The following is a 21,794-nucleotide window of genomic DNA, read 5'->3' on the forward strand; positions in this document are numbered from 1 at the left end:
CCACTGATTGATTAACCTCATGCACACGGAAGTGCGATATTGCTTGTCGTTTCGCCCCGCCTGCCCCGGGGCTTTTTTATGCTTCCGCCATCCCACGCGCCGCAGCAATCACCCCCTGTCCCAGCGACAGTCCACCGTCACCGGCTGGTAACTGCTGCGGGAACAACAGCGTAAAATCCGCCAGATAATAAGCCAGGCGAGCTGACAGTAACCGGTTGTGCATCACCCCACCGCTGAACACCAGCGTGTTGATACCGCGTGCCGTGGCCTGCTCGCGCAGCATCGCGGCAAACCCTTGTGCCAGCACATCGTGGAAAGCCCATGCGCGTTCAGCGGGCGTTGCCTGCCAGTTCAGCCACTGCGACCAGAAGGTTGCCAGATCCAGTTGATTCCCCGTCAAGGGAAGCGTGACCGGATGTTTAACCCCCACGCATTGCGACGCCTGCGCCTCCAGTGTGCAGGCGGCTTCCCCTTCATAACTGAGCGATTCTGGCGCGCAGTTCAGCGCTGCGGCAACCGCATCGAACAGACGCCCGCAGGACGAGGCCAGCGGTGCGTTAATCCCACGCTCAATCGCTCGCGCCAGCACGTTCCAGTTCTGTCGCTGTAGGTATTGCGTTTCCGGATAGCGCTGCCAGTCAGGCACAAAGCGCAGACACTGCGCTAACAGGTTACGCCAGGGCTGCTTCGCGGCGAGATCGCCACCGGCAAGCGCCACGGCGGGCAATCCACCAAGATGTTCACACTCACGGTAGTTCACCCGCAGACACTCTCCTCCCCACAGCGCGCCCGCGTCACCCATTCCAATGCCGTCCAGCGTCAGGGCGATAACATCGCCACCGTCCAGCGGCCACCCATGCTCGGCAAGGCACGCCGCGGCATGGGCATGATGATGCAACACAATCTCTGTCGGCAGGTTCATTTCGCTCGCCCATTGGCTGGAAACGTAGTCCGGATGAGCATCATGAACGATGCGTTGCGGCGTGAAATCATAGATGTTCTGAATTAGCCGCAGTGCCTCACGCCACTGATTCTGTATCCCGTCATCGCTGAGATCGCCAAGATGCTGGCTGATCACCGCCTGCTCACCGCGCACCAGGCAGAAGGTGTTTTTCAGATCCGCCCCCAGACAGAGTATCGGTGGTATATGATGAAATCCCGGCGGCAACGCCAGCGCGTCCGGGACATATCCCCGCGAGCGACGCAGCATTTCACCGCTTTCACGTACCACGGAATCGTCCATGCGCTGCACGATGTCGCGATTGTGTAACAGGAAACCCTCGGCAATATCCTGCAAATCCTTAATTGCCTGTTCGTTGCTGATGGCCGGCGGTTTACCGCTAAGATTGCCGGAGGTCATTACCAGCGGGCGCTTCAGTGCCTGGAGCAACAGGTGCTGAAGTGGATTGGCGGGCAACATCACGCCAACCTCCGCAAGCCCTGGGGCAATACCGTCACACAGCGAGGAAACATGTTGCTTATCCACCAGCACAATCGGGGCGGCGGGCGTTTTCAGCAGTCGGGTCGCCGCATCCGACAGGCCCGACGCATCCGGCAGCATAACCGCCAGCGGTTTTGCCGGACGGCGCTTACGCGCACGAAGCCGCGCCACGGCATCGCTGTTTCCCGCATCGCAGGCCAGATGAAATCCGCCGATCCCCTTAACGGCAACAATACCTCCGGTCTGTAGCATTTCAACCGCAGCCTGTAATGCCGCCTCTTTTTCCGCCTGGTATCCGCCGCTCAGCCAGCGCAGATGCGGACCACACGCCGGGCACGCCACCGGCTGGGCGTGAAAACGTCGGTCACAGGGATCGCGATACTCGCTGTCGCATTGCGGGCAGAGCGGAAATGACGCCATCACGGTAAACGGACGATCGTAGGGCATCGCCCGGATAATGGTAAAACGCGGGCCGCAATGGGTGCAGTTGATAAATGGATAGCGATAACGCCGCTCTCCGGGCGTATTCATTTCGGCAAGACATTCCGGGCACGTCGCGGCATCGGGCACAATCTGGGTGTTCATCGTGCCGCCCGCACTCTGGCGAATGCTGAACTCCGTGGGCGGCTGCGCCCAGCGAAAAGGCTCACTTTCTACGCTGTCGATACGCGCCAATGGCGGACAATGGGCATGCAGTTCACGGATAAACAGCGCGGGATCTTCCAGCAATCGAACCACCACGCCATCGCCATCATTACAGACGTCGCCATGCAACTGAAGCTGCTGCGCCAGTTGCCAGACGAAAGGACGAAAGCCGACGCCCTGAACTTTGCCGCGAATACGGAGCTGTATGCCAGAGGGGGTATTTGTTGCCATTGAGTCATTCTCGCCATCATCATTCCCGGAAAGGTATTTTACGAAAATTTCCGGGAATTCCCTTGATGCCAGCGCGTTTCCTGAGTGATTTTTGCGGCAGGAATCAGAAAAGCAAAGAAGCGGAAGAATCCAGCGCCGCACGACGACGCTTTTCCGCGCTGAGTTGCTCGAGCTTATTACGGTCAACGCAAATCAGGGCATGCGTCGGACAGGCTTCCATACAGGCCGGACCGGCATCGCGGTGATAACAGAGATCGCACTTGTTAGCTTCCGCTTTTTCTGCCCGTACGTTCAGGCCGGCACCGCTATTACGCACAACCGGACGCACCACGACTTCCATTGCACCATATGGACAGGCCACCACGCAGGTTTTGCAGCCAATGCAACGTTCCTGCATGACATGAACAAAACCTTTATCACGGCTGATGGCACCGTTCGGACAGACGTTCGCACACGGCGCGTCCTCGCACTGGCGGCACAGCGTCGCCGTCGAGACATTCACACCTTTGATTACATGAATACGGGGTAAAAAGGTTTCAGGGGTCAGTGACGCGCAGTCCTGGTTTTCCTGATGGGAGACCACGCAGGCCACTTCACAGGTACGGCAACCAATGCACTTATTGGCGTCTGCAATGATGAAACGGTTCATCAAATTCTCCAGCAATGACAGATAATGTGCCGAAACATTCACAAATCATGCCAGTTTTTATCTTGCTGTAATTTAACGATATTTAAAAACAGAGGGTGACCGTTATGGTGTCATCGTCACGAATGACGATGACGGGTGACAATGTTACTGCGCCGCCATCGACATAACGGAATCTCGGCGAATCAACGTGCCGGTGAAGCTTTTCGGTGGCGTAAACGCCCCGCCGTCCAGCATGAAAATGAGTCGGCCAATGGTCTCCTGAATCATCTCCGTCACCGGAATTTTGACGCTGGAAAGCGCCGGTATGGTGTAGGGCGCCATCGCGATATCGTCAAAACCAATCACCGACACCTGCGATGGCACGGCGACCCCTTTGTCATGCAACTGTTTGATGGCCCCAATCGCCATGTCGTCATTGCTGGCCACCAGCGCGCTGAACGTCACGTCGCGAGAAAGCAGCACGTCCACCCCTGCGGCACCGCAGGCCGGCGTCCATTTGCCTTTGACGATCAGGTCGTCATTAACGGCGATACCATGTCGGGTCAGTGCCTCTTTGTACCCCGACAGGCGTTCAACCCCGGTGGGTGAGTCCATCGAACCGGTGATAAAGGCAATCTGCTGATGGCCTGCGCTAATCAGTTCCGCCACGGCGTTAAAACTGGTCTGCTTTTGATCGCACCAGACGCAGTGGCTACTGTTTTTCCGTAACCGGCGGTTAAGCACCATAATCGGCTGCGAGTGGCTGTCGATTATTTTATCGATCTCATCCACGCTGAGAAAACGCGGGTAGATCATGATCGCGTCGCAGCGCAAATCCAGCAGATACTGGATCGCCTGGCGTTCCTCCTCCGCGCTGTGTTTTCCATCGGCAAGCAGAAGCTGACGCCCCTGATCTTCCGCCATCCGCGCGGTATGAAACAGCAATTCGCTAAAATAGACGCCGTGGTAGAGGGTGTTAGTCACCACCAGCCCCAGCGTCTGACTGGTTTTCGCCGCAAGGCTACGCGCCAGCAGGTTAGGCCGATAGCCGCTCTCTTCAATTGCCTGAAATACACGATCCTTCGTCTCCTGGCTGACGTAGCCATTCCCTGAAAGCACCCTGGAGACCGTCGCCTTCGACACCCCGGCCCGCTGCGCTACCTCCAGCATCGTCGTCATAAGTTTTCTTCCTTTTCTCGCAATGAGATGCAGTGTACTTCACTGCCGCGTGGTTGTCCCCGATGCTAAATCACCCCAGAAAACCGCGAGTGATATGAATCACATTTCACGAAAATGAATAAAATTAAATATTGCCCAACTTGAATAAACTATTCATGATTTTGTGGAACCGGTTTCTCATCAGCGTTTCATCACCGACGATCGCTCAGGCGAATGTGCGGCAAAAATAAAACGTACCCTACTGATAAAACAGGATAAAAATCCTATGTCCAAGAATTATGCAGCGCTGGCGCGCTCCGTGGTGACGGCTCTGGGCGGCGTCGACAATATCACCGCAGTGACACACTGCATGACGCGTCTGCGTTTCGTTGTGAAAGATGACACGCTGGTCGACAGTGCCACGCTCAAAACCCTCAGCGGTGTACTCGGCGTCGTTCGCAGCGACAACCAGTGCCAGGTGATTATCGGCAATACCGTCTCCCAGGCGTATCGTGAGGTCGTCAACCTGTTGCCGGGCGATATGCAACCCGCCGAGCCCGTTGGCAAACCCAAGCTGACGCTCAGACGCATTGGCGCGGGGATCCTTGATGCGCTAATCGGTACCATGTCGCCGCTGATCCCGGCGATTATCGGCGGATCGATGCTAAAACTGTTGGCAATGATCCTTGAAATGACCGGCGTGCTGGAAAAAGGCTCCTCCACGTTAACGATCCTGACCGTGATCGGCGATGGCGCCTTCTTCTTCCTGCCGTTAATGGTGGCGGCCTCGGCGGCGATTAAATTTAAAACCAACATGTCGCTGGCGATCGCCATTGCCGGGGTGCTGGTGCATCCAAGCTTTATCGACCTGATGGCGAAAGCGGCACAGGGTGAACACGTTGAATTCGCCCTGATCCCGGTCACCGCGGTGAAATACACCTATACGGTTATTCCGGCGCTGGTGATGACCTGGTGTCTGTCGTACATCGAACGCTGGGTGGATCGCATTACGCCCGCGGTCACCAAAAACTTCCTGAAACCTATGCTGATCGTGCTGATCGCCGCGCCGCTGGCTATCGTCCTGATTGGGCCGATTGGCATCTGGATTGGTAGCGCGATTTCCGCGCTGGTCTATACCATTCACGGTTATCTCGGCTGGTTGTCTGTTGCCATCATGGGCGCGCTGTGGCCGCTATTGGTAATGACCGGGATGCACCGCGTCTTTACGCCAACCATCATTCAGACCATTGCCGAAACGGGCAAAGAAGGGATGGTCATGCCGTCCGAAATTGGCGCCAACCTGTCGCTCGGCGGTTCCTCGCTGGCGGTAGCCTGGAAAACGAAAAACCCGGAACTGCGCCAGACTGCGCTGGCAGCGGCGGCCTCGGCCATCATGGCCGGAATTTCGGAACCCGCGCTCTACGGTGTGGCGGTGCGCCTGAAACGTCCACTGATTGCCAGCTTGATCAGCGGCTTTATCTGTGGCGCGGTCGCCGGGATGGCTGGACTCGCCAGCCACTCAATGGCGGCACCGGGCCTGTTTACCAGCGTTCAGTTCTTCGATCCGGCGAATCCCATGACTATTGTTTGGGTATTTGGCGTCATGGCGCTGGCGGTGGTGTTGTCATTTGTCCTGACGCTGCTGCTGGGCTTTGAAGATATCCCCGTCGAAGACGCGGCCGCACAGGCACGAAAAAACCAGGCTGCACAACCGTCTACGGTTAAAGGTGCCAGCGTCTGACTGTTATTCACTGAGGTTATTATGGCTGTATTTCCGCAAGGATTTTTATGGGGCGGCGCACTGGCCGCCAACCAGGCTGAAGGCGCATACCGGGAGGGCGGCAAAGGGCTGACCACTGTCGATATGATCCCGCACGGCGAGCATCGCATGCCGGTCAAACTGGGACAGGAGAAACGTTTCCAGCTGCGGAATGATGAATTTTATCCCAGCCATCAGGCGATCGATTTTTACCATCGCTATAAGGACGATATCGCCCTGATGGCGGAAATGGGCTTCACCGTCTTTCGCACCTCGATTGCCTGGAGCCGTATTTATCCCAACGGCGACGAACTGACGCCTAACGAGGAAGGCATTGCCTTCTATCGCGCGGTGTTTGCCGAGTGCAAAAAGTACGGTATTGAACCGCTGGTTACACTGTGCCACTTCGACGTGCCCATGCACCTGGTTACCGAATACGGCTCCTGGCGTAATCGCAAGATGGTGGAGTTTTTCACCCGCTATGCGCGTACCTGTTTTGACGCCTTTGACGGTCTGGTGAAATACTGGCTGACCTTCAATGAAATCAACATCATGCTGCACAGCCCTTTCTCCGGCGCGGGGTTGGTGTTTGAAGAGGGGGAAAATCAGGATCAGGTGAAATATCAGGCCGCGCACCATGAGCTGATTGCCAGCGCGCTGGCGACGAAAATCGCCCATGAGATCAACCCGCAGAACCAGGTGGGCTGCATGCTGGCGGGCGGTAATTTTTATCCGTACTCCTGCAAACCGGAAGATGTCTGGACAGCGCTGGAAAAAGATCGTGAAAACCTGTTCTTCATTGACGTACAGGCGCGCGGCGCATATCCAGCTTACTCTGCCCGTGTGTTTCGTGAAAAAGGTGTGGTGATTGAGAAAGCCCCGGCAGATGATGCAATCCTGAAAAACACCGTCGATTTTGTCTCTTTCAGCTATTACACGTCGCGCTGCGCGTCGGCTGAGATGAACACAAAGAACAGCAGTGCCGCGAACGTGGTGAAGTCAATGCGCAACCCGTACATCCAGGTCAGCGACTGGGGCTGGGGGATCGACCCGCTTGGACTGCGCATCACGATGAATATGATGTACGACCGCTACCAGAAACCGCTGTTCCTGGTGGAAAACGGTCTCGGGGCAAAAGATGAAATCGATGCCGATGGCCACATTAATGACGATTATCGTATTAGCTATTTGCGCGAACACATCCGTGCGATGGCTGACGCCATTGAAGACGGCGTGCCGCTGATGGGTTACACCACCTGGGGCTGTATTGATCTGGTGGCCGCGTCGACGGGTGAGATGAGCAAACGGTACGGGTTCGTCTATGTCGACCGCGATGATGCCGGTAACGGTACGCTTGCGCGAACGCGTAAAAAATCGTTCTGGTGGTACAAAAAAGTGATCGCCAGCAACGGTCAGGATCTGGCGTAAACAGGATGGCGGATGGCGCTCGCGCTGTCCGCCCTTCCCTTCCCTCGTTACATCATTTGCATTTCGTTTCCGCTATCTCCCTTCCAGTTTTCGGTTTGCCCCTTCCCTTTTTTACTGGCATTTTATACAGGTATTTTCATCTACTCGTGGGCAACAAGGAATCGTTTATGACTATTGAGGCTGGCAGTCCTGAAATCGCTATCATCAGGCCGTTTCGTCGTTTAAAGGTGAGCTATGTCAGAAAGCGCCATGAAGATCCAAAAACCGGCAACACGCGCCGCTATAGCCGGCATGCGTCGTTAACCATTAATGGCGACTGGCTGGAACAGGCGGGTTTTCCGACCGGTACCCTTGTCAATGTGGCGGTAATGCAGGGGAAATTAGTGATCGAACAGGTGAGAGAGGAACAGGCCGGATGAGGTCATAGCGTCATCCGGCCTGAATGTCACGACGCCGCTAATTCCGCAAAGCCGCCGTGGCCCTCCCAGCCGTCGAGACGCTGGTAAACGGTGTCGACGGCATCCTTAATGGGTTGAGTCATAGGATAATAGAACCCGACGATATCCGGCTGAATCCCGAGGAAGATCACCTCGCCGACGTCTTCTTTAAGCTGATCAACCAGATAATTCAGCGGCATATTGTGGGTCGTCATCATGAACATCTCGGCGATATCGTCAGGATCGACAATGCGGATCTCGCCGGGATTCAACCCCATGTCGGTAGCGTCCACGATCAGCAGACGATCCGGGCGCAGTTCGCGAATGGCCACGATGTCATTTTCCGGCGCACAGCCTCCGTCAATGACCACCCAGTGACCTTTCGCCTGCGCCGCGCATTTTTCTGCCAGCAGCGGACCCGCGCCGTCATCCCCCATCATGCTGTTGCCAACACACAATAAAACGTCAGTCACGGTGTCTCCTTACCATCAGGTAAATCGCGCTCTCCTGATGAATATCGTGCAACATGCTGAGCATCTGTTTGCTCCATGCCTGCTGCTCCGGGGTCTGTACCGCGAGCGCACGATCAAACGCGTGCGCCAGCATTTGCACATGATTAAAATCGATGACGATCTCGCCATACTTCGGCACACCTTCCATCTTCCGACGGGCCTCGCTGCCCTCTTCCAGCGTGGCAATCCACGTCAGATACGCCTCCCACGGGCAGGTCAGCGCGGCTTCCAGGCAGTCGATGATCCCAAGATGGTGACCAATCGCCAGGCTGTAATAGACAACCTGCTGCGCCTCGGCGGGCGTCGCATCGTTCTCATCAATAAACTTACGGCTCAGTTGACTGAACACCACCGTTTCACTCATCGGATACGCGCCTCTTCGACTACTTGATTCAGGTGGGTGACGATCTCGGTCAAACGCGGATCGCTTTCCGCTTCCAGCCAGCGCGCCACCTGATGTTCACCCTGGCCGAGTTGACGCAGGTAATCATCCGCAATCTGACGCCCATAGCGATAACCGGCCAGTCGACGCGCCTCGCGATCGACCTTCACACGCAGCGGCTGCACCATGTCCGGATGCAGGATTTCCGCTGGCTGATCGTCCAGTTCTCCCGGTGCACGAGCATGAATTTTCTGCTCCAGCAGGCCCAGCGCCATCGCAAAGCCGTACAGCGTTGCCGCAGGCGTCGGCGGGCATCCTGGAATATACACATCCACCGGCACAATTTTGTCAGTGCCGCCCCAGACGCAGTACAAGTCATGGAAGATACCGCCGCTGTTGCCGCAGGCGCCGTAAGAGATGCAGATTTTCGGATCGGGCGCAGACTGCCAGGCACGCAGCGCCGGGGAGCGCATCGCACGGGTAACCGCGCCGGTGAATAGCAGTATGTCCGCATGACGCGGCGACGGTACGACTTTGATACCGAAGCGTTCGGCGTCAAACAATGGTGATAAGGTCGCGAAAATTTCAATTTCACAGCCGTTACAGCCGCCGCAGTCCACGCGGTAAACATAGGCTGAACGCTTGATGTTTTTCAGTAATGACGCCTTCATGCTGGCGATGGACTCATCCACCGTCATCGGTACCGGAATACCGTTTGCGTCACGCGGACCTAATAAATGGCTCATCAGCTGGCCTCTTTCATATGGCGAGTCAGTTCAATTCGGTCGGACGGCACCAGGCACTTCTGACGTTTGCAGTCCGGGCAGGTCTCAAAGCTTTCGCGGTGATGCTCCGCGCGGCTGTCGCCGTTGTGCTTAAGCAGCGCAATGGCGTAATCAATCTCTTTCTGAACAGCGAAAGGACGATGGCATACGCGGCAGTTGCACAGCGCAAAACGGGACTGCTGGAGGAAATCCTCTTTCTTCCACACCGCCAGTTCATACTCCTGCGAAAGCTTGATCGCCGCCGTCGGGCACACTTCTTCGCAGCGGGCGCAGAAAATGCAGCGCCCGAGGTTGAACTGCCAGGCCAGTTCGCCGCTGGCCAGATCCGTTTCCACCGTCAACGCATTTGACGGGCAGGCATTCACGCAGGCCGCGCAGCCAATGCACTGCTGCGGATTGTGCTCCGGCTTACCGCGGAAGTTTTTATCAACCGCAATCGGCTCCAGCGGATAAGACGAAGTCGGCGCGCCGGTTTTGATGACTTTTTTGATAAAGGTAAACATGGCGATTCCTTATTTCAGCGGCGAGTTTTTACGCTCAATGCTGTAGCGCTCAAGTTCTTTGTATGGCACGACTTTGCTCTTCTTCTTACGCACATCCACCACGGTCATGCGGTCAGTACAGGAGTAGCAAGGGTCAAGGCTACCGATAATCAGCGGTGCATCAGAAACGGTGTTGCCGCGCAGCATGTAACGCAGGGTCGGCCAGTTAGCGTAAGTCGCCGCACGACAGCGCCAGCGATACAGCTTCTGGTTGTCGCCGGTCATGCTCCAGTGAATATCGTCACCGCGTGGTGCTTCGGAAAAGCCCAGCGCAAAGCGATGCGGAATGTAGGTGAAGCCTTCCACCATCAGTGGACCGCCGGGCAGGTTGTCCAGACCGAAGTCGATCATATTCAGTGCGGTGTACACTTCGTTGATACGCACTTTCAGACGCGAGATCACATCGCAGCCCTGTTCGCTGTGAACCGTCATCGGCAGCAGACCGTAACCGACAAACGGGTGATCGGCGCGGGTGTCACGAGCGTGACCGCTGGCGCGAACCATCGGCCCAACGTTACTGAAATCACGCGCAATCTCTGGATCCAGACGACCAATTCCCACGGTGCGCTGTTCCATGTTCGGCGTACTGAGCAGCATATCCACCAGTTCCTGCACGTCGCGACGCATCTGCTGCGCCAGTTGACGGGTCTGGATCATGTCCTCTTTCAGCAGATCGCGACGAATCCCGCCGATCAGGTTCAGACCGTAAGTCTTACGCGCCCCGGTCAGGATCTCCGCCATCTTCATGGAGGTTTCGCGTACGCGGAAGAACTGCATAAAACCGGAGTCAAAACCGGTGAAGTGACAGGCCAGACCGAGGTTCAGCAGATGGGAGTGCAGACGCTCCACCTCCAGCAGAATGGCGCGGATCATCTGCGCGCGTTCCGGCACCACGATGCCCATCGCGTTTTCAACGGAGGTGGTATACGCGGTGCTGTGGGCGAAGCCGCAGATCCCGCAAACGCGATCCGACAGGAAGGTGACTTCGTTGTAGCCCATCCGGGTTTCCGCCAGTTTTTCCATGCCGCGATGGACATAGAACAGGCGGTAATCAGCGTCGATAATATTTTCGCCATCAACAAACAGGCGGAAGTGTCCCGGTTCATCCGAAGTGACGTGCAGCGGGCCAATCGGCACCACATTATTTTTCTTGTCACCCAGTTCATTGATGAACTCGTAGGTTTCCGCATCGGTGGTCGGTGCCGGGCGCTGACGATAATCCATGCTGTCTTTACGCAACGGATAGAGTTCGTCCGGCCAGTCATCCGGCAGCACCAGACGGCGTTCGTCCGGCAGACCGACCGGGATCAGACCGTACATGTCGCGCACTTCGCGCTCGCCCCAGACGGCAGCCGGCACGCGCGGCGTGACGGACGGGAATTCCAGCTTATTGGCATCAACTTCAACACGTACCGTGATCCAGCATTTGGTACCCTGCTCCATCGACAGCACGTAGTACACCGCGTAATGACCACACAGCTGGCGTTCATCATTGCCAAACAGCACCGAGAGCCATCCGCCCTGCTTGTAGTAGAGGAATTCGACCACTTCCGGCAGATAGTTGACCTTCACGGTGATGGTCAGCTGATCCCGGGTCTGCCAGGCTTCGTCCAGCACCACGCCAGGAAACGCCTGGTGCAGTGCAGCAAGGTATTGTTGACCAACTTTTTCTTCAGACATGCTCAAACTCTCTTAAATCACGCCACCAGCAAGGAGACGAACGCTAAAAACGCAAACCCAAAACCGGCCCAGGTCACGCGTGAGGTGGCGCAAAAACGCAGACGCGCCATGCTGTTTTCAAACAGGGCAATCACCAGTACGCCGACAAGCAGCTTGATGATGGCGATCACCAGCGCCAGCAACAGTCCACCTGCGCTGAACGTTTCCATCTGTCCCCACGGCAGGAACACGCCGACAAACATTTGCAGTACTACCAGCTGTTTCAGGCTAATGCCCCACTTCAGCACCGCAAAACCGCTGCCGCTGTATTCGGTCAGCGGCCCTTCCTGCAATTCCTGCTCCGCTTCCGCCAAATCGAACGGCAGTTTGCCCATTTCGATAAAGGTGGCGAACGCACAGGCGCACAGTGCCAAAATCAGCGGAATGCTGCGGGCTGCTGGCCAGTGATAGATCGTATCGGTGATATTGCTGATATGTGTGGAACCCGCAACCTGCGCAGCGACCCACAGTCCCAGCAGCAGGATCGGCTCCACCAGCACGCCGAGCATCGCTTCACGACTGGCACCGATCGCCGTGAACGGGCTGCCGGTATCAAGTCCCGCGATAGAAAAGAAGAAACGGGCAATAGCGAACAGATAAATCAACGTGATCAAATCGCCCAGTTGCGGCAGCGGTGAACCCACGGTTACCACCGGCAGCGCGGTAGCGATGGTCAGCATAACGCCCACCATCACAAACGGCGTCAGACGAAAGACCCAGCCAGCATCCGCTGGCGCGACGCTCTGACGGCCCAGCAGTTTGAGCAGGTCGCGATACTCCTGCAATACACCAGGACCGCGGCGATTGTGCAGACGGGCACGCGCCACGCGGGTCACGCCGGATAGCAGCGGCGCAGCGGCAAATAACACCAGCGCCTGAATTAACGGATATAAAACACTCATTCTCAGGCTCCTCGTGAAACCACAATCACCACCAGCACGGCCAGTTCGATCAGCGCCAGGCGGCGGAACAGCACCGGTACCGCCGCGCTTTGCCAACCCGGAACCCACGCTACCGGATTGAGCCACTTACGCAGTTTGAGAACCGGTGCAAAGGCTTCCTTCACTGGCATCGCGAAACCGTGCGCGGTAATGACCATCGACTGCTCGTGATCGTAACCGCAGACCCATGCCGTCCCGCGAGAACGCGATGGCAGACGGTTGCCTTTGAACATCGCCATGATGATGAATGGCAGCAGCGGACAGGCAATCAGCAACAGCGTGATCATGGGTTGCGATACGGTGGTATTGGCGGTTTCCAGCGGCAACGGTACGGCAGTCGCCAGCAGCGGCAACAGCCACGGCGCGGCAACCCCGCCGAGTACGCAACAAATCGCCAGCGCCACGACGCTGATGCCCATCAGGAGAGGCGCACAGCAGGCGTTTTCCGCCTCTTTCGTGCGCGGCGCGCCGAGGAACGTCACGCCATACACTTTCGCCATACACATCACCGCCAGCGCACCGGTAATCGCCAGTCCGACCGCCAGTAGTGGCCCCAGCAGACGACCAATAAACGCGCCGCTGTTGCCCAGTTTGAAGAAGGACTGGTAGATCACCCACTCGCCAGCAAATCCGTTCAGCGGCGGCAGTGCAGCCATCGCCATCAGCCCCACCAGCATCGCAATGGAAATGACCGGCATGCGTTTACCGATGCCGCCCAGTTTTTCGATATCGCGATGTCCGGTACGAAACCAGATGCTGCCCGCGCCAAGAAACAGCACGCTTTTGAACAGGCTGTGGTTCACCAGGTGATAGAGACCACCGGTCAGGCCCAGCGCAATCAGCGTCGGTTGTTTGAGAGCAATCCCGGTCACGCCTGCGCCGAGACCGAGCAGGATAATGCCGATGTTTTCCAGCGTGTGATACGCCAGCAGGCGCTGAATATTGTGCTCCATCAACGCATACAGACCGCCGACAAACGCGGTGATCATGCCGAGAACCAGCAGTAACACACCCCACCACAACGGCGCATTACCGCCAATCAGCGATAACGAGAGAATGCCCAGTAGACCGACCTTCATCACCACGGTGGAGAACAGGGCCGCCGCTGGAGCGCTGGCGTTCGCGTGAGCCTGCGGCACCCATCCGTGCAGCGGAATAATCCCGGCCAGCAGACCAAAGCCCGCCACGCCAAGCAGCCAGATGTCAGCGCCCAGCGGCAGTTCCTGAGTGCGCAGATCGAGGAGACGCAACTCAAGGGTGCCATAGCGCTGCCACACCAGATAACAGGCGATCGCCAGCAGCAGCGTACCGAGACGCCCCAGCGCAAACCACAGCTTGCCTTCTTTGCTGCATCCGGTCAGGAACACCGCACACAGCGCCATGATTTCCGCCATCACCACCAGCGTGCCGAGATTGCTGGCGGCAACTGCGCACACCGCCGCCGCCATCAGCAGATTCACCAGCAGACCGTTGGCCCTGACCTGCGGATGGCGATGCCAGTCGATGTTGTACAAACTGACAAACAGTCCGCACAGCCCCAGCGTAATCAGCCAGATGGCATTCAGTGGGGTGATTTGCACGCTGTGACCGATAAACGGCATCACGCCGCGCACCGCGACAGCGTTGATGAGCACGGAGAAACCCGCCGCGGCAGTACACAAGCACCCCACCGCGCCGCCCACGCCAGCAACCCAGCCGCTAAGCGCTTTATGAAAAGAGAACAGAAATGCCAGGACGGCGGCGGCGGCAAACCAGGCCACACCGCTGATGATCAGTGAAATTGCGCTCATTTTGCCTCCCCACTCTGAGCCTGCTGAAACAAGGAGAGATCGCCGAAGTCAGTATTGAAAGTCAGCTCACGTTTCCGTTTACTGGCGCGGGCGATGTCCATGTTGTTCACCAGATGCAGAGCTTTCGTCGGACACATCCGTACGCAGGCCGGGCCTTGTTCATCGAAACTGCACAGATCGCATTTCACCGCGATGGCACGCACGCCCGGAACCCAGTCCAGCAGCGTACTGACGCGAGCCGGTGCCGGTGGCGCTGGTGGTGCTTTAGGCGTATTGGCGTTGGCCGGGATATGCAGCGGACGGCTGCCGGAAAATTCGATCGCGCCAAACGGACAGGCAATGCCGCACAGTTTGCAGCTCACGCACAGGCTTTCATTAAGCTGTACGGCGCCATCCACCCGGTTAATGGCGTTAACCGGACACACGGTGGCGCAAGGGGCATCTTCACAGTGGTGGCAAAGCTGCGGCGCAGATTCTTTTTCATTCAGCATCACTTTCAGGCGCGGCATAGACTGTAGGCCGTGCTGGCGATGCGTCTCTGAACAGGCGGCCTCGCAGGTGTGGCAGCCGATACAGAGCGTGGAGTCAGCAATTACAAAACGATTCACCAGGCATTCCTCAGGTGATAGTCATTTTTGACGAAAACATGCCGATGAAATGTCATTTTCGACACTGTTCGACACGTCTGTCCCTTAAAGCGTCGTGACAACCCATGAGACGACGTCACGACGTAAAACGCTGGGGTCAGGCCGCCGGATTTTGTCTCGCCACCAGTTGGCTCAGATTGATCGGCGACCCGCTTTCAACAGCGGCATACAGTCGGTCATAAACGCTGGCGATTTTATCGAGATAGTGTTCCAGCACCTGCTCACGCTCACGGTTGCTGACCCGCTCGTCCACTTTGCCATCAATGCTCAATTGCGCCTGTGCAATCAGTTGCTTATCTTCGCCATCTTTTGTTTCGACGTAATACTCAATGGTGTGGCTGTTGAAGCCTTCCGCCATCGTGACGGTGATGCGAAAGTGTTCGAACAGTACGAAACAGAGATCTTTATCCGGCGCGCAGCTCATCGCATGGTGCAGACGCGCTTTCGACAGGGTGATCCCCTGAACCAGCGAATTGCAGTAAATATGCCACTGGTCCTGTAGGCGACGATGCCGCTGCGCGATGTAATCGGCTTTTTCGCTTATTTCCCAAATAGTCATGTCAGGTTACCCGTTTAACAGAGATAGCCTGCCATAAGCATTTTCCATGCCAGTTTTTAACTATTTGTTTTTTCATGAATTTAATAATAAAAGACGGCTGTCGACGCCCGAATGACATGTCATTTCGTCATCATCGTCATCGACAAATGCCCCCAACTTTCAGGCTGGCATAGTTATTGCTTATCACTGCCCATCATATCGGGAGGCACTATGCACGAAATTACCCTTTGCCAGCGGGCACTGGAATTGATCGAACAACAGGCCGTCGCGCACGGCGCAAAACGGATAACTGGGGTCTGGCTCAAAATTGGCGCATTTTCTTGCGTAGAAACCAGCGCTCTCTCCTTTTGTTTTGATCTGGTATGCCGTGGCACCGTTGCGGAAGGTTGTAAACTGCACCTCGAGGAACAAGAAGCCGAATGCTGGTGTGAATCCTGTCAGCAATACGTCACCTTACTGACCCAACGCGTACGCCGTTGCCCGCAATGCAATAGCGACACGCTGCAAATCGTGGCCGATGATGGATTACAGATTCGACGAATAGAAATAGATCAGGAGTGAGCGATGTGTACAACATGCGGTTGCGCTGAAGGCAACCTTTATATAGAGGGTGATGAGCATAACCCTCATTCCGCGTTTCGCAGCGCGCCTTTTGCCCCGGCAGCTCGCCCGGCGCTGAATATTACCGGCATAAAAACGTCCGAATTCACCCCGAGCCAGACGGAAGAAGGCGATCTGCACTACGGTCACGGTGAAGCCGGCACCCACGCGCCAGGCATGAGCCAGCGGCGTATGCTGGAAGTAGAAATCGACGTGCTGGATAAAAACAACCGTCTGGCCGAGCGCAACCGCGCCCGCTTCGCCGCGCGCCAACAGTTGGTGCTCAACCTCGTCTCCAGCCCAGGATCCGGTAAAACCACTCTGCTTACCGAAACGCTGATGAAGCTGAAAGACAGCGTCCCGTGCGCCGTCATTGAAGGCGACCAGCAGACGGTCAACGACGCCGCACGCATTCGCGCCACGGGCACTCCGGCCATTCAGGTCAACACCGGCAAAGGCTGTCACCTCGATGCGCAGATGATTGCCGATGCCGCGCCGCGTCTGCCGCTGGAAGACCACGGCATTCTGTTTATCGAAAACGTCGGTAACCTCGTCTGCCCGGCGAGTTTTGATCTCGGCGAACGCCATAAAGTGGCGGTGCTTTCTGTCACCGAAGGCGAAGACAAGCCGCTGAAATACCCGCATATGTTCGCCGCCGCCTCGCTGATGCTGCTCAACAAAGTCGATCTGCTACCGTACCTGAATTTCGACGTTGAGAAGTGCATTGCCAGTGCCCGGGAAGTTAATCCGGATATCGAGATCATCCTGATTTCCGCCACCAGCGGCGAAGGAATGGATCAGTGGCTGAACTGGCTGGAGGCACAGCGATGTGCATAGGCGTTCCCGGCCAAATCCGCACTATCGAAGGTAACCTGGCGAAAGTCGACGTTTGCGGCATTCAGCGCGACGTCGATCTGACGCTGGTCGGCAGTTGTGATGAGCACGGCGAACCTCGTCTGGGCCAGTGGGTACTGGTCCACGTCGGTTTTGCCATGAGCGTGATTAACGAAGCCGAAGCGCGCGACACGCTCGATGCGCTCCAGAACATGTTTGATGTTGAGCCGGACGTCGGCGCTTTGCTGTATGGCGAGGAAAAATAATGCGTTTTGTTGACGAATACCGCGCGCCGGAACAGGTGATGCAACTGATTGAACACCTGCGTGAACGTGCCGCGCATCTGCCGTATACCGCTGAACGTCCGCTGCGCATTATGGAAGTTTGCGGCGGCCATACACACGCGATCTTCAAATTTGGTCTCGACCAGTTGCTCCCTGATAACGTGGAGTTTATCCACGGCCCGGGTTGTCCGGTCTGCGTACTGCCGATGGGACGTATCGACAGTTGCGTTGAAATTGCCAGCCATCCGGAGGTGATTTTCTGTACCTTTGGCGACGCCATGCGCGTGCCGGGGAAACAAGGTTCGCTGTTGCAGGCGAAAGCGCGCGGTGCGGACATTCGCATCGTCTACTCGCCGATGGATGCGCTCAAACTGGCGCAGGAAAACCCAACGCGTAAAGTCGTGTTTTTCGGCCTCGGCTTTGAAACGACCATGCCGACCACCGCCATTACCCTGCAACAGGCAAAACTGCGCGACGTGCAGAATTTTTACTTCTTCTGTCAGCACATCACGCTCATTCCGACCCTGCGCAGCCTGCTGGAACAGCCCGATAACGGCATCGACGCGTTTCTCGCTCCAGGTCACGTCAGTATGGTGATCGGTACCGACGCCTATCATTTTATTGCCAGTGAGTTTCATCGTCCGCTGGTGGTCGCTGGATTCGAACCCCTTGATCTACTGCAAGGCGTCGTGATGCTGGTTGAGCAGAAAATAGCGGCCCACAGCCAGGTCGAAAACCAGTATCGCCGCGTGGTGCCAGACGCCGGCAACCTGTTGGCGCAACAGGCTATTGCCGACGTATTTTGCGTCACCGGCGACAGCGAGTGGCGCGGCCTGGGGGTGATTGAATCCTCCGGCGTGCATCTGACGCCTGACTATCAGCGTTTTGATGCCGAAGCGCATTTCCGACCGGCACCTCAGCAGGTTTACGACGACCCGCGCGCCCGCTGCGGCGACGTGCTGACCGGGAAATGTAAACCGCATCAGTGCCCGTTGTTTGGCAAGACCTGTAATCCAGAGACCGCCTTCGGCGCACTGATGGTCTCTTCAGAAGGCGCATGCGCCGCCTGGTATCAGTATCGTCAGCAGGAGTGTGAAGCATGAACAGCGTACAACTCGCCCACGGTAGCGGCGGTCAGGCCATGCAGCAACTGATTAACAGTCTGTTTATGGAAGCCTTCGCTAACCCGTGGCTGGCGGAGCAGGAAGATCAGGCGCGGCTTGAACTGGCGCAACTGGTCGCTGAAGGCGATCGGCTGGCATTCTCCACCGACAGCTACGTCATTGACCCACTGTTTTTCCCCGGCGGCAACATCGGCAAGCTGGCGATCTGCGGTACCGCCAATGACGTCGCCGTCAGCGGCGCAATTCCACGCTATCTCTCCTGCGGCTTTATCCTCGAAGAAGGACTGCCGATGGAGACGCTGAAAAGCGTGGTAAACAGCATGGCCGCCACCGCGCGTGAGGCCAATATCGCGATTGTGACCGGCGATACAAAAGTTGTTCAACGTGGCGCAGCGGACAAATTGTTCATCAACACTGCAGGCATGGGGGCGATTCCGGCCAATATTCACTGGGGTGCACAAACCCTGGCAGCGGGCGACGTGCTGCTGGTCAGCGGTACGCTGGGCGATCACGGCGCCACTATTCTTAATCTGCGTGAACAGTTAGGGCTGGATGGCGAACTGGTCAGCGACTGCGCGGTATTAACGCCGCTAATTCAGTCGTTGCGCGATATCCCCGGCGTGAAAGCCCTGCGCGACGCGACGCGTGGCGGCGTGAACGCGGTCGCCCATGAGTTTGCTGCCGCCTGCGGTTTTGGCATTGAGCTGTCCGAATCCGCACTTCCCGTGAAACCTGCCGTTCGTGGAGTATGTGAACTGCTGGGTCTGGATGCGCTTAACTTCGCAAACGAAGGCAAGCTGGTCATTGCCGTTGAACGTCAGGCGGCCGGGCAGGTGCTGGCGGCGTTGCATGCCCATCCGTTGGGGCGCGATGCGGCACTGATTGGCGAAGTGGTCGAACGTAAAGGTGTGCGTCTGGCCGGTCTTTACGGCGTGAAGCGCACGCTGGATTTACCGCATGCAGAACCGCTGCCGCGGATCTGTTAAGTCCGTCATTATGCCGGATGGCGGCGTCGCCTTATCCAGCCTACACAATCGGTTGAACCGTTGGTCGAATAAGGCGTTTTCGCCGTTATTCAACTCACACAAACTGTTCGAACCGTAGGCCGGATAAGGCGTTTTTTGTCGACACCCAGCGGAAGTCGAGTGTCTATACCTATAATTTAATTTCTTTTTTTGCACCGCGCAGCGGTACTTTCCTGGAAAAGCAATATGTCGTATACACCGATGAGCGATCTCGGGCAGCAAGGATTGTTCGACATCACTCGCACATTGTTACAGCAGCCCGACCTGCAATCGCTAAGCGAGGCGCTTTCGCAACTGGTAAAGCGCTCGGCGCTTGCCGACAGCGCGGCGATTGTGTTGTGGCAAGCGCAGACACAGCGGGCGTCCTGGTACGCCACGCGCGATAACGGCAAACCCGTCATCTACGAAGATGAAACCGTGCTGGCCCACGGCCCGATCCGCCGTATTCTCTCTCGCCCCGATGCCCTGCACTGCAATTATCACGAGTTTTCAGAAACCTGGCCGCAACTGGCTGCTGGCGGCCTTTACCCGCCATTCGGCCACTACTGCCTGCTGCCGCTGGCGGCGGATGGCCGCATTTTTGGCGGCTGCGAATTTATCCGCAACGACGATCGCCCCTGGAGCGAAAAAGAGTACGAGCGTCTGCAAACCTTCACCCAGATTGTCGGCGTGGTGGCAGAGCAAATTCAGTGCAGGGTCACGAACAACGTCGATTACGATCTCTTGTGCCGCGAACGCGACAACTTTCGTATTCTGGTCGCCATCACTAACGCCGTACTCTCCCGGCTCGACATGGATGAGCTGGTAAGTGAAGTCGCCAAAGAGATCCATCACTATTTCAACATCGACGACATCAGCATTGTCCTGCGTAGCCACCGTAAAAATAAGCTCAGTATTTACTCCACTCACTACCTCGATGAAAATCATCCCGCACACGAACAAAGCGAAGTCGATGAAGCTGGCACTCTGACGGAACGGGTGTTTAAAAGCAAAGAGATGCTGCTGATAAACCTGAACGAACGGGACGCGCTGGCCCCCTATGAACGCATGCTGTTCGATACGTGGGGCAACCAGATTCAGACGCTGTGCCTGCTACCGCTGATGTCGGGCAACACCATGCTCGGCGTACTCAAGCTGGCGCAGTGTGAAGAAAAAGTGTTTACCACCGCCAACCTGAACCTGCTGCGCCAGATTGCCGGGCGCGTCGCCATCGCCGTGGACAACGCCCTCGCCTATCAGGAAATCCATCGGCTGAAAGAGCGGCTGGTGGATGAAAACCTGGCGCTTACCGAACAGCTCAACAATGTCGACAGCGAGTTTGGTGAAATCATCGGGCGCAGCGATGCGATGTACAGCGTGCTCAAGCAGGTCGAGATGGTGGCCCAGAGCGACAGCACTGTGCTGATCCTCGGTGAAACCGGTACCGGGAAAGAGCTGATTGCCCGCGCAATCCACAATCTGAGTGGGCGTAACGCACGCCGGATGGTGAAGATGAACTGCGCCGCCATGCCCGCTGGCCTGCTGGAAAGTGACCTGTTCGGTCACGAACGCGGCGCCTTCACCGGTGCCAGTGCGCAGCGCATTGGCCGCTTTGAGCTGGCGGATAAAAGTTCTTTGTTCCTGGATGAAGTGGGCGACATGCCGCTGGAATTACAGCCTAAGCTCCTGCGCGTCTTACAGGAACAGGAATTTGAGCGTCTGGGCAGCAATAAGCTGATCCAGACCGACGTGCGTCTGATCGCCGCCACCAACCGTGACCTGAAAAAAATGGTCGAGGATCGCGAGTTTCGTAGCGATCTCTACTACCGCCTCAACGTTTTTCCGATCCGACTTCCGCCGCTGCGCGAACGCCCGGAAGATATCCCCCTGCTGGTGAAAGCATTCACCTTTAAAATCGCTCGCCGCCTGGGGCGTAACATCGACAGTATCCCGGCGGAAACCCTGCGCATCCTCAGCAATATGGAGTGGCCGGGTAATGTGCGCGAACTGGAGAACGTGGTGGAACGTGCCGTTCTGCTGACGCGAGGAAGCGTGCTGCAACTCTCGCTGCCGGATATCGGCATGCTCTCACCTGGCGAACCGCCCGTCGCGACCGAAGTCGCCCAGGAAGGGGAAGACGAGTATCAGCTCATCCTGCGGGTGCTGAAAGAGACCAATGGTGTGGTTGCAGGCCCGAAAGGCGCAGCTCAGCGGCTGGGTCTTAAGCGTACCACGCTGCTTTCACGCATGAAGCGTTTAGGTATTGATAAAGACGCGCTGGTTTGAGGCACGCGTTGCTGGATGTCGGGTGGGCAATTATCCGTAGGCCGGATTAAGGCGAAGC

Annotated in this window: 21 protein-coding genes; 9 read left to right on the forward strand and 12 right to left on the reverse strand. The window is 56.9% G+C overall.

The annotated features are described in order from the left end of the window. Positions 1-76: 76 nt before the first annotated feature. From hypF to ACQ0PY_RS18275, 3 genes are all read right to left on the reverse strand, one after another. Positions 77-2,317, reverse strand: coding sequence for a carbamoyltransferase HypF (hypF, locus tag ACQ0PY_RS18265; protein ID WP_109739421.1), 2,241 nt, complete (start codon positions 2,315-2,317; stop codon positions 77-79). A 103-nt stretch (positions 2,318-2,420) separates the two neighbouring features. Continuing rightward, complete coding sequence (gene hydN / locus ACQ0PY_RS18270) at positions 2,421-2,966, reverse strand: electron transport protein HydN (protein ID WP_042999599.1); 546 nt, start codon at positions 2,964-2,966, stop codon at positions 2,421-2,423. 144 nt (positions 2,967-3,110) lie between these two features. After that, complete coding sequence (locus tag ACQ0PY_RS18275; protein WP_109739422.1) at positions 3,111-4,124, reverse strand: LacI family DNA-binding transcriptional regulator; 1,014 nt, start codon at positions 4,122-4,124, stop codon at positions 3,111-3,113. A 265-nt stretch (positions 4,125-4,389) separates the two neighbouring features. Here ACQ0PY_RS18275 and ascF point away from each other — a divergent pair, with 265 nt between their 5' ends. From ascF to ACQ0PY_RS18290, 3 genes are all read left to right on the forward strand, one after another. Beyond that, a complete protein-coding gene (gene ascF / locus ACQ0PY_RS18280) occupies positions 4,390-5,844 on the forward strand; it encodes a PTS cellobiose/arbutin/salicin transporter subunit IIBC (protein WP_054176949.1) in 1,455 nt (484 codons plus the stop codon). A 21-nt stretch (positions 5,845-5,865) separates the two neighbouring features. Next, positions 5,866-7,290, forward strand: coding sequence for a 6-phospho-beta-glucosidase (locus tag ACQ0PY_RS18285; RefSeq protein WP_044266627.1), 1,425 nt, complete (start codon positions 5,866-5,868; stop codon positions 7,288-7,290). A gap of 167 nt (positions 7,291-7,457) precedes the next feature. After that, positions 7,458-7,709 (forward strand): SymE family type I addiction module toxin, encoded by a 252-nt coding sequence (locus ACQ0PY_RS18290; protein ID WP_042999595.1) that lies wholly within the window; start codon positions 7,458-7,460, stop codon positions 7,707-7,709. Between the two features lie 26 nt (positions 7,710-7,735). Here ACQ0PY_RS18290 and hycI read toward each other — a convergent pair whose 3' ends face one another. The 9 genes from hycI to hycA all read right to left on the reverse strand — a co-directional run bounded on the left by hycI (position 7,736) and on the right by hycA (position 15,604). Further along, complete coding sequence (gene hycI / locus ACQ0PY_RS18295; RefSeq protein ID WP_044266632.1) at positions 7,736-8,200, reverse strand: hydrogenase maturation peptidase HycI; 465 nt, start codon at positions 8,198-8,200, stop codon at positions 7,736-7,738. After that, positions 8,193-8,603: a formate hydrogenlyase maturation HycH family protein gene (locus ACQ0PY_RS18300; RefSeq protein WP_054176951.1), complete on the reverse strand. Its 411-nt coding sequence runs from the start codon at positions 8,601-8,603 to the stop codon at positions 8,193-8,195. The genes hycI and ACQ0PY_RS18300 overlap by 8 nt, the downstream gene beginning before the upstream one ends. Next, complete coding sequence (gene hycG / locus ACQ0PY_RS18305; protein WP_042999592.1) at positions 8,600-9,367, reverse strand: formate hydrogenlyase subunit HycG; 768 nt, start codon at positions 9,365-9,367, stop codon at positions 8,600-8,602. Before hycG ends, ACQ0PY_RS18300 begins: the two co-directional genes overlap by 4 nt. Beyond that, positions 9,367-9,909, reverse strand: a complete 543-nt coding sequence (gene hycF / locus ACQ0PY_RS18310; RefSeq protein WP_044255059.1) for a formate hydrogenlyase subunit HycF — start codon at positions 9,907-9,909, stop codon at positions 9,367-9,369. The genes hycG and hycF overlap by 1 nt, the downstream gene beginning before the upstream one ends. Positions 9,910-9,918: 9 nt before the next feature. Further along, positions 9,919-11,628: a formate hydrogenlyase subunit HycE gene (hycE, locus tag ACQ0PY_RS18315; RefSeq protein WP_042999590.1), complete on the reverse strand. Its 1,710-nt coding sequence runs from the start codon at positions 11,626-11,628 to the stop codon at positions 9,919-9,921. Positions 11,629-11,645: 17 nt separating this feature from the next. Beyond that, positions 11,646-12,569, reverse strand: a complete 924-nt coding sequence (locus ACQ0PY_RS18320) for a respiratory chain complex I subunit 1 family protein (RefSeq protein ID WP_042999589.1) — start codon at positions 12,567-12,569, stop codon at positions 11,646-11,648. 2 nt (positions 12,570-12,571) lie between these two features. After that, positions 12,572-14,398, reverse strand: coding sequence for a formate hydrogenlyase subunit 3 (hycC, locus tag ACQ0PY_RS18325; RefSeq protein ID WP_061069679.1), 1,827 nt, complete (start codon positions 14,396-14,398; stop codon positions 12,572-12,574). Next, positions 14,395-15,006 (reverse strand): formate hydrogenlyase subunit HycB, encoded by a 612-nt coding sequence (hycB, locus tag ACQ0PY_RS18330; protein WP_042999587.1) that lies wholly within the window; start codon positions 15,004-15,006, stop codon positions 14,395-14,397. Before hycB ends, hycC begins: the two co-directional genes overlap by 4 nt. Positions 15,007-15,142: 136 nt before the next feature. Next, complete coding sequence (gene hycA, locus ACQ0PY_RS18335; RefSeq protein ID WP_042999586.1) at positions 15,143-15,604, reverse strand: formate hydrogenlyase regulator HycA; 462 nt, start codon at positions 15,602-15,604, stop codon at positions 15,143-15,145. A gap of 210 nt (positions 15,605-15,814) precedes the next feature. Here hycA and hypA point away from each other — a divergent pair, with 210 nt between their 5' ends. From hypA to flhA, 6 genes are all read left to right on the forward strand, one after another. Next, entirely contained in the window at positions 15,815-16,165 is a 351-nt protein-coding gene (gene hypA, locus ACQ0PY_RS18340) for a hydrogenase maturation nickel metallochaperone HypA (RefSeq protein ID WP_042322631.1), read from the forward strand. A gap of 3 nt (positions 16,166-16,168) precedes the next feature. After that, positions 16,169-17,041, forward strand: a complete 873-nt coding sequence (gene hypB, locus ACQ0PY_RS18345; protein WP_042999585.1) for a hydrogenase nickel incorporation protein HypB — start codon at positions 16,169-16,171, stop codon at positions 17,039-17,041. Beyond that, positions 17,032-17,304: a hydrogenase 3 maturation protein HypC gene (hypC, locus tag ACQ0PY_RS18350; protein ID WP_042999584.1), complete on the forward strand. Its 273-nt coding sequence runs from the start codon at positions 17,032-17,034 to the stop codon at positions 17,302-17,304. Before hypB ends, hypC begins: the two co-directional genes overlap by 10 nt. Next, on the forward strand, positions 17,304-18,425 hold the full coding sequence (gene hypD, locus ACQ0PY_RS18355) for a hydrogenase formation protein HypD (RefSeq protein WP_044266644.1): 1,122 nt from the start codon (positions 17,304-17,306) through the stop codon (positions 18,423-18,425). The genes hypC and hypD overlap by 1 nt, the downstream gene beginning before the upstream one ends. Beyond that, positions 18,422-19,432, forward strand: a complete 1,011-nt coding sequence (gene hypE / locus ACQ0PY_RS18360) for a hydrogenase maturation carbamoyl dehydratase HypE (protein ID WP_044266646.1) — start codon at positions 18,422-18,424, stop codon at positions 19,430-19,432. Before hypD ends, hypE begins: the two co-directional genes overlap by 4 nt. 225 nt (positions 19,433-19,657) lie before the next feature. Next, a complete protein-coding gene (gene flhA, locus ACQ0PY_RS18365; protein WP_044255048.1) occupies positions 19,658-21,736 on the forward strand; it encodes a formate hydrogenlyase transcriptional activator FlhA in 2,079 nt (692 codons plus the stop codon). Positions 21,737-21,794 lie beyond the last annotated feature (58 nt).

The organism is Citrobacter sp. LST-B2, from assembly GCF_057983045.1.

Coding starts and splice junctions, on each gene's coding strand:
- hypF (WP_109739421.1), bottom strand. CDS start 2,317: ATGGCAACAAATACCCCCTCTGGCATACAGCTCCGTATTCGCGGCAAA.
- hydN (WP_042999599.1), bottom strand. CDS start 2,966: ATGAACCGTTTCATCATTGCAGACGCCAATAAGTGCATTGGTTGCCGT.
- ACQ0PY_RS18275 (WP_109739422.1), bottom strand. CDS start 4,124: ATGACGACGATGCTGGAGGTAGCGCAGCGGGCCGGGGTGTCGAAGGCG.
- ascF (WP_054176949.1), top strand. CDS start 4,390: ATGTCCAAGAATTATGCAGCGCTGGCGCGCTCCGTGGTGACGGCTCTG.
- ACQ0PY_RS18285 (WP_044266627.1), top strand. CDS start 5,866: ATGGCTGTATTTCCGCAAGGATTTTTATGGGGCGGCGCACTGGCCGCC.
- ACQ0PY_RS18290 (WP_042999595.1), top strand. CDS start 7,458: ATGACTATTGAGGCTGGCAGTCCTGAAATCGCTATCATCAGGCCGTTT.
- ACQ0PY_RS18300 (WP_054176951.1), bottom strand. CDS start 8,603: ATGAGTGAAACGGTGGTGTTCAGTCAACTGAGCCGTAAGTTTATTGAT.
- hycG (WP_042999592.1), bottom strand. CDS start 9,367: ATGAGCCATTTATTAGGTCCGCGTGACGCAAACGGTATTCCGGTACCG.
- hycF (WP_044255059.1), bottom strand. CDS start 9,909: ATGTTTACCTTTATCAAAAAAGTCATCAAAACCGGCGCGCCGACTTCG.
- hycE (WP_042999590.1), bottom strand. CDS start 11,628: ATGTCTGAAGAAAAAGTTGGTCAACAATACCTTGCTGCACTGCACCAG.
- ACQ0PY_RS18320 (WP_042999589.1), bottom strand. CDS start 12,569: ATGAGTGTTTTATATCCGTTAATTCAGGCGCTGGTGTTATTTGCCGCT.
- hycC (WP_061069679.1), bottom strand. CDS start 14,398: ATGAGCGCAATTTCACTGATCATCAGCGGTGTGGCCTGGTTTGCCGCC.
- hycA (WP_042999586.1), bottom strand. CDS start 15,604: ATGACTATTTGGGAAATAAGCGAAAAAGCCGATTACATCGCGCAGCGG.
- hypA (WP_042322631.1), top strand. CDS start 15,815: ATGCACGAAATTACCCTTTGCCAGCGGGCACTGGAATTGATCGAACAA.
- hypB (WP_042999585.1), top strand. CDS start 16,169: ATGTGTACAACATGCGGTTGCGCTGAAGGCAACCTTTATATAGAGGGT.
- hypC (WP_042999584.1), top strand. CDS start 17,032: ATGTGCATAGGCGTTCCCGGCCAAATCCGCACTATCGAAGGTAACCTG.
- hypD (WP_044266644.1), top strand. CDS start 17,304: ATGCGTTTTGTTGACGAATACCGCGCGCCGGAACAGGTGATGCAACTG.
- hypE (WP_044266646.1), top strand. CDS start 18,422: ATGAACAGCGTACAACTCGCCCACGGTAGCGGCGGTCAGGCCATGCAG.
- flhA (WP_044255048.1), top strand. CDS start 19,658: ATGTCGTATACACCGATGAGCGATCTCGGGCAGCAAGGATTGTTCGAC.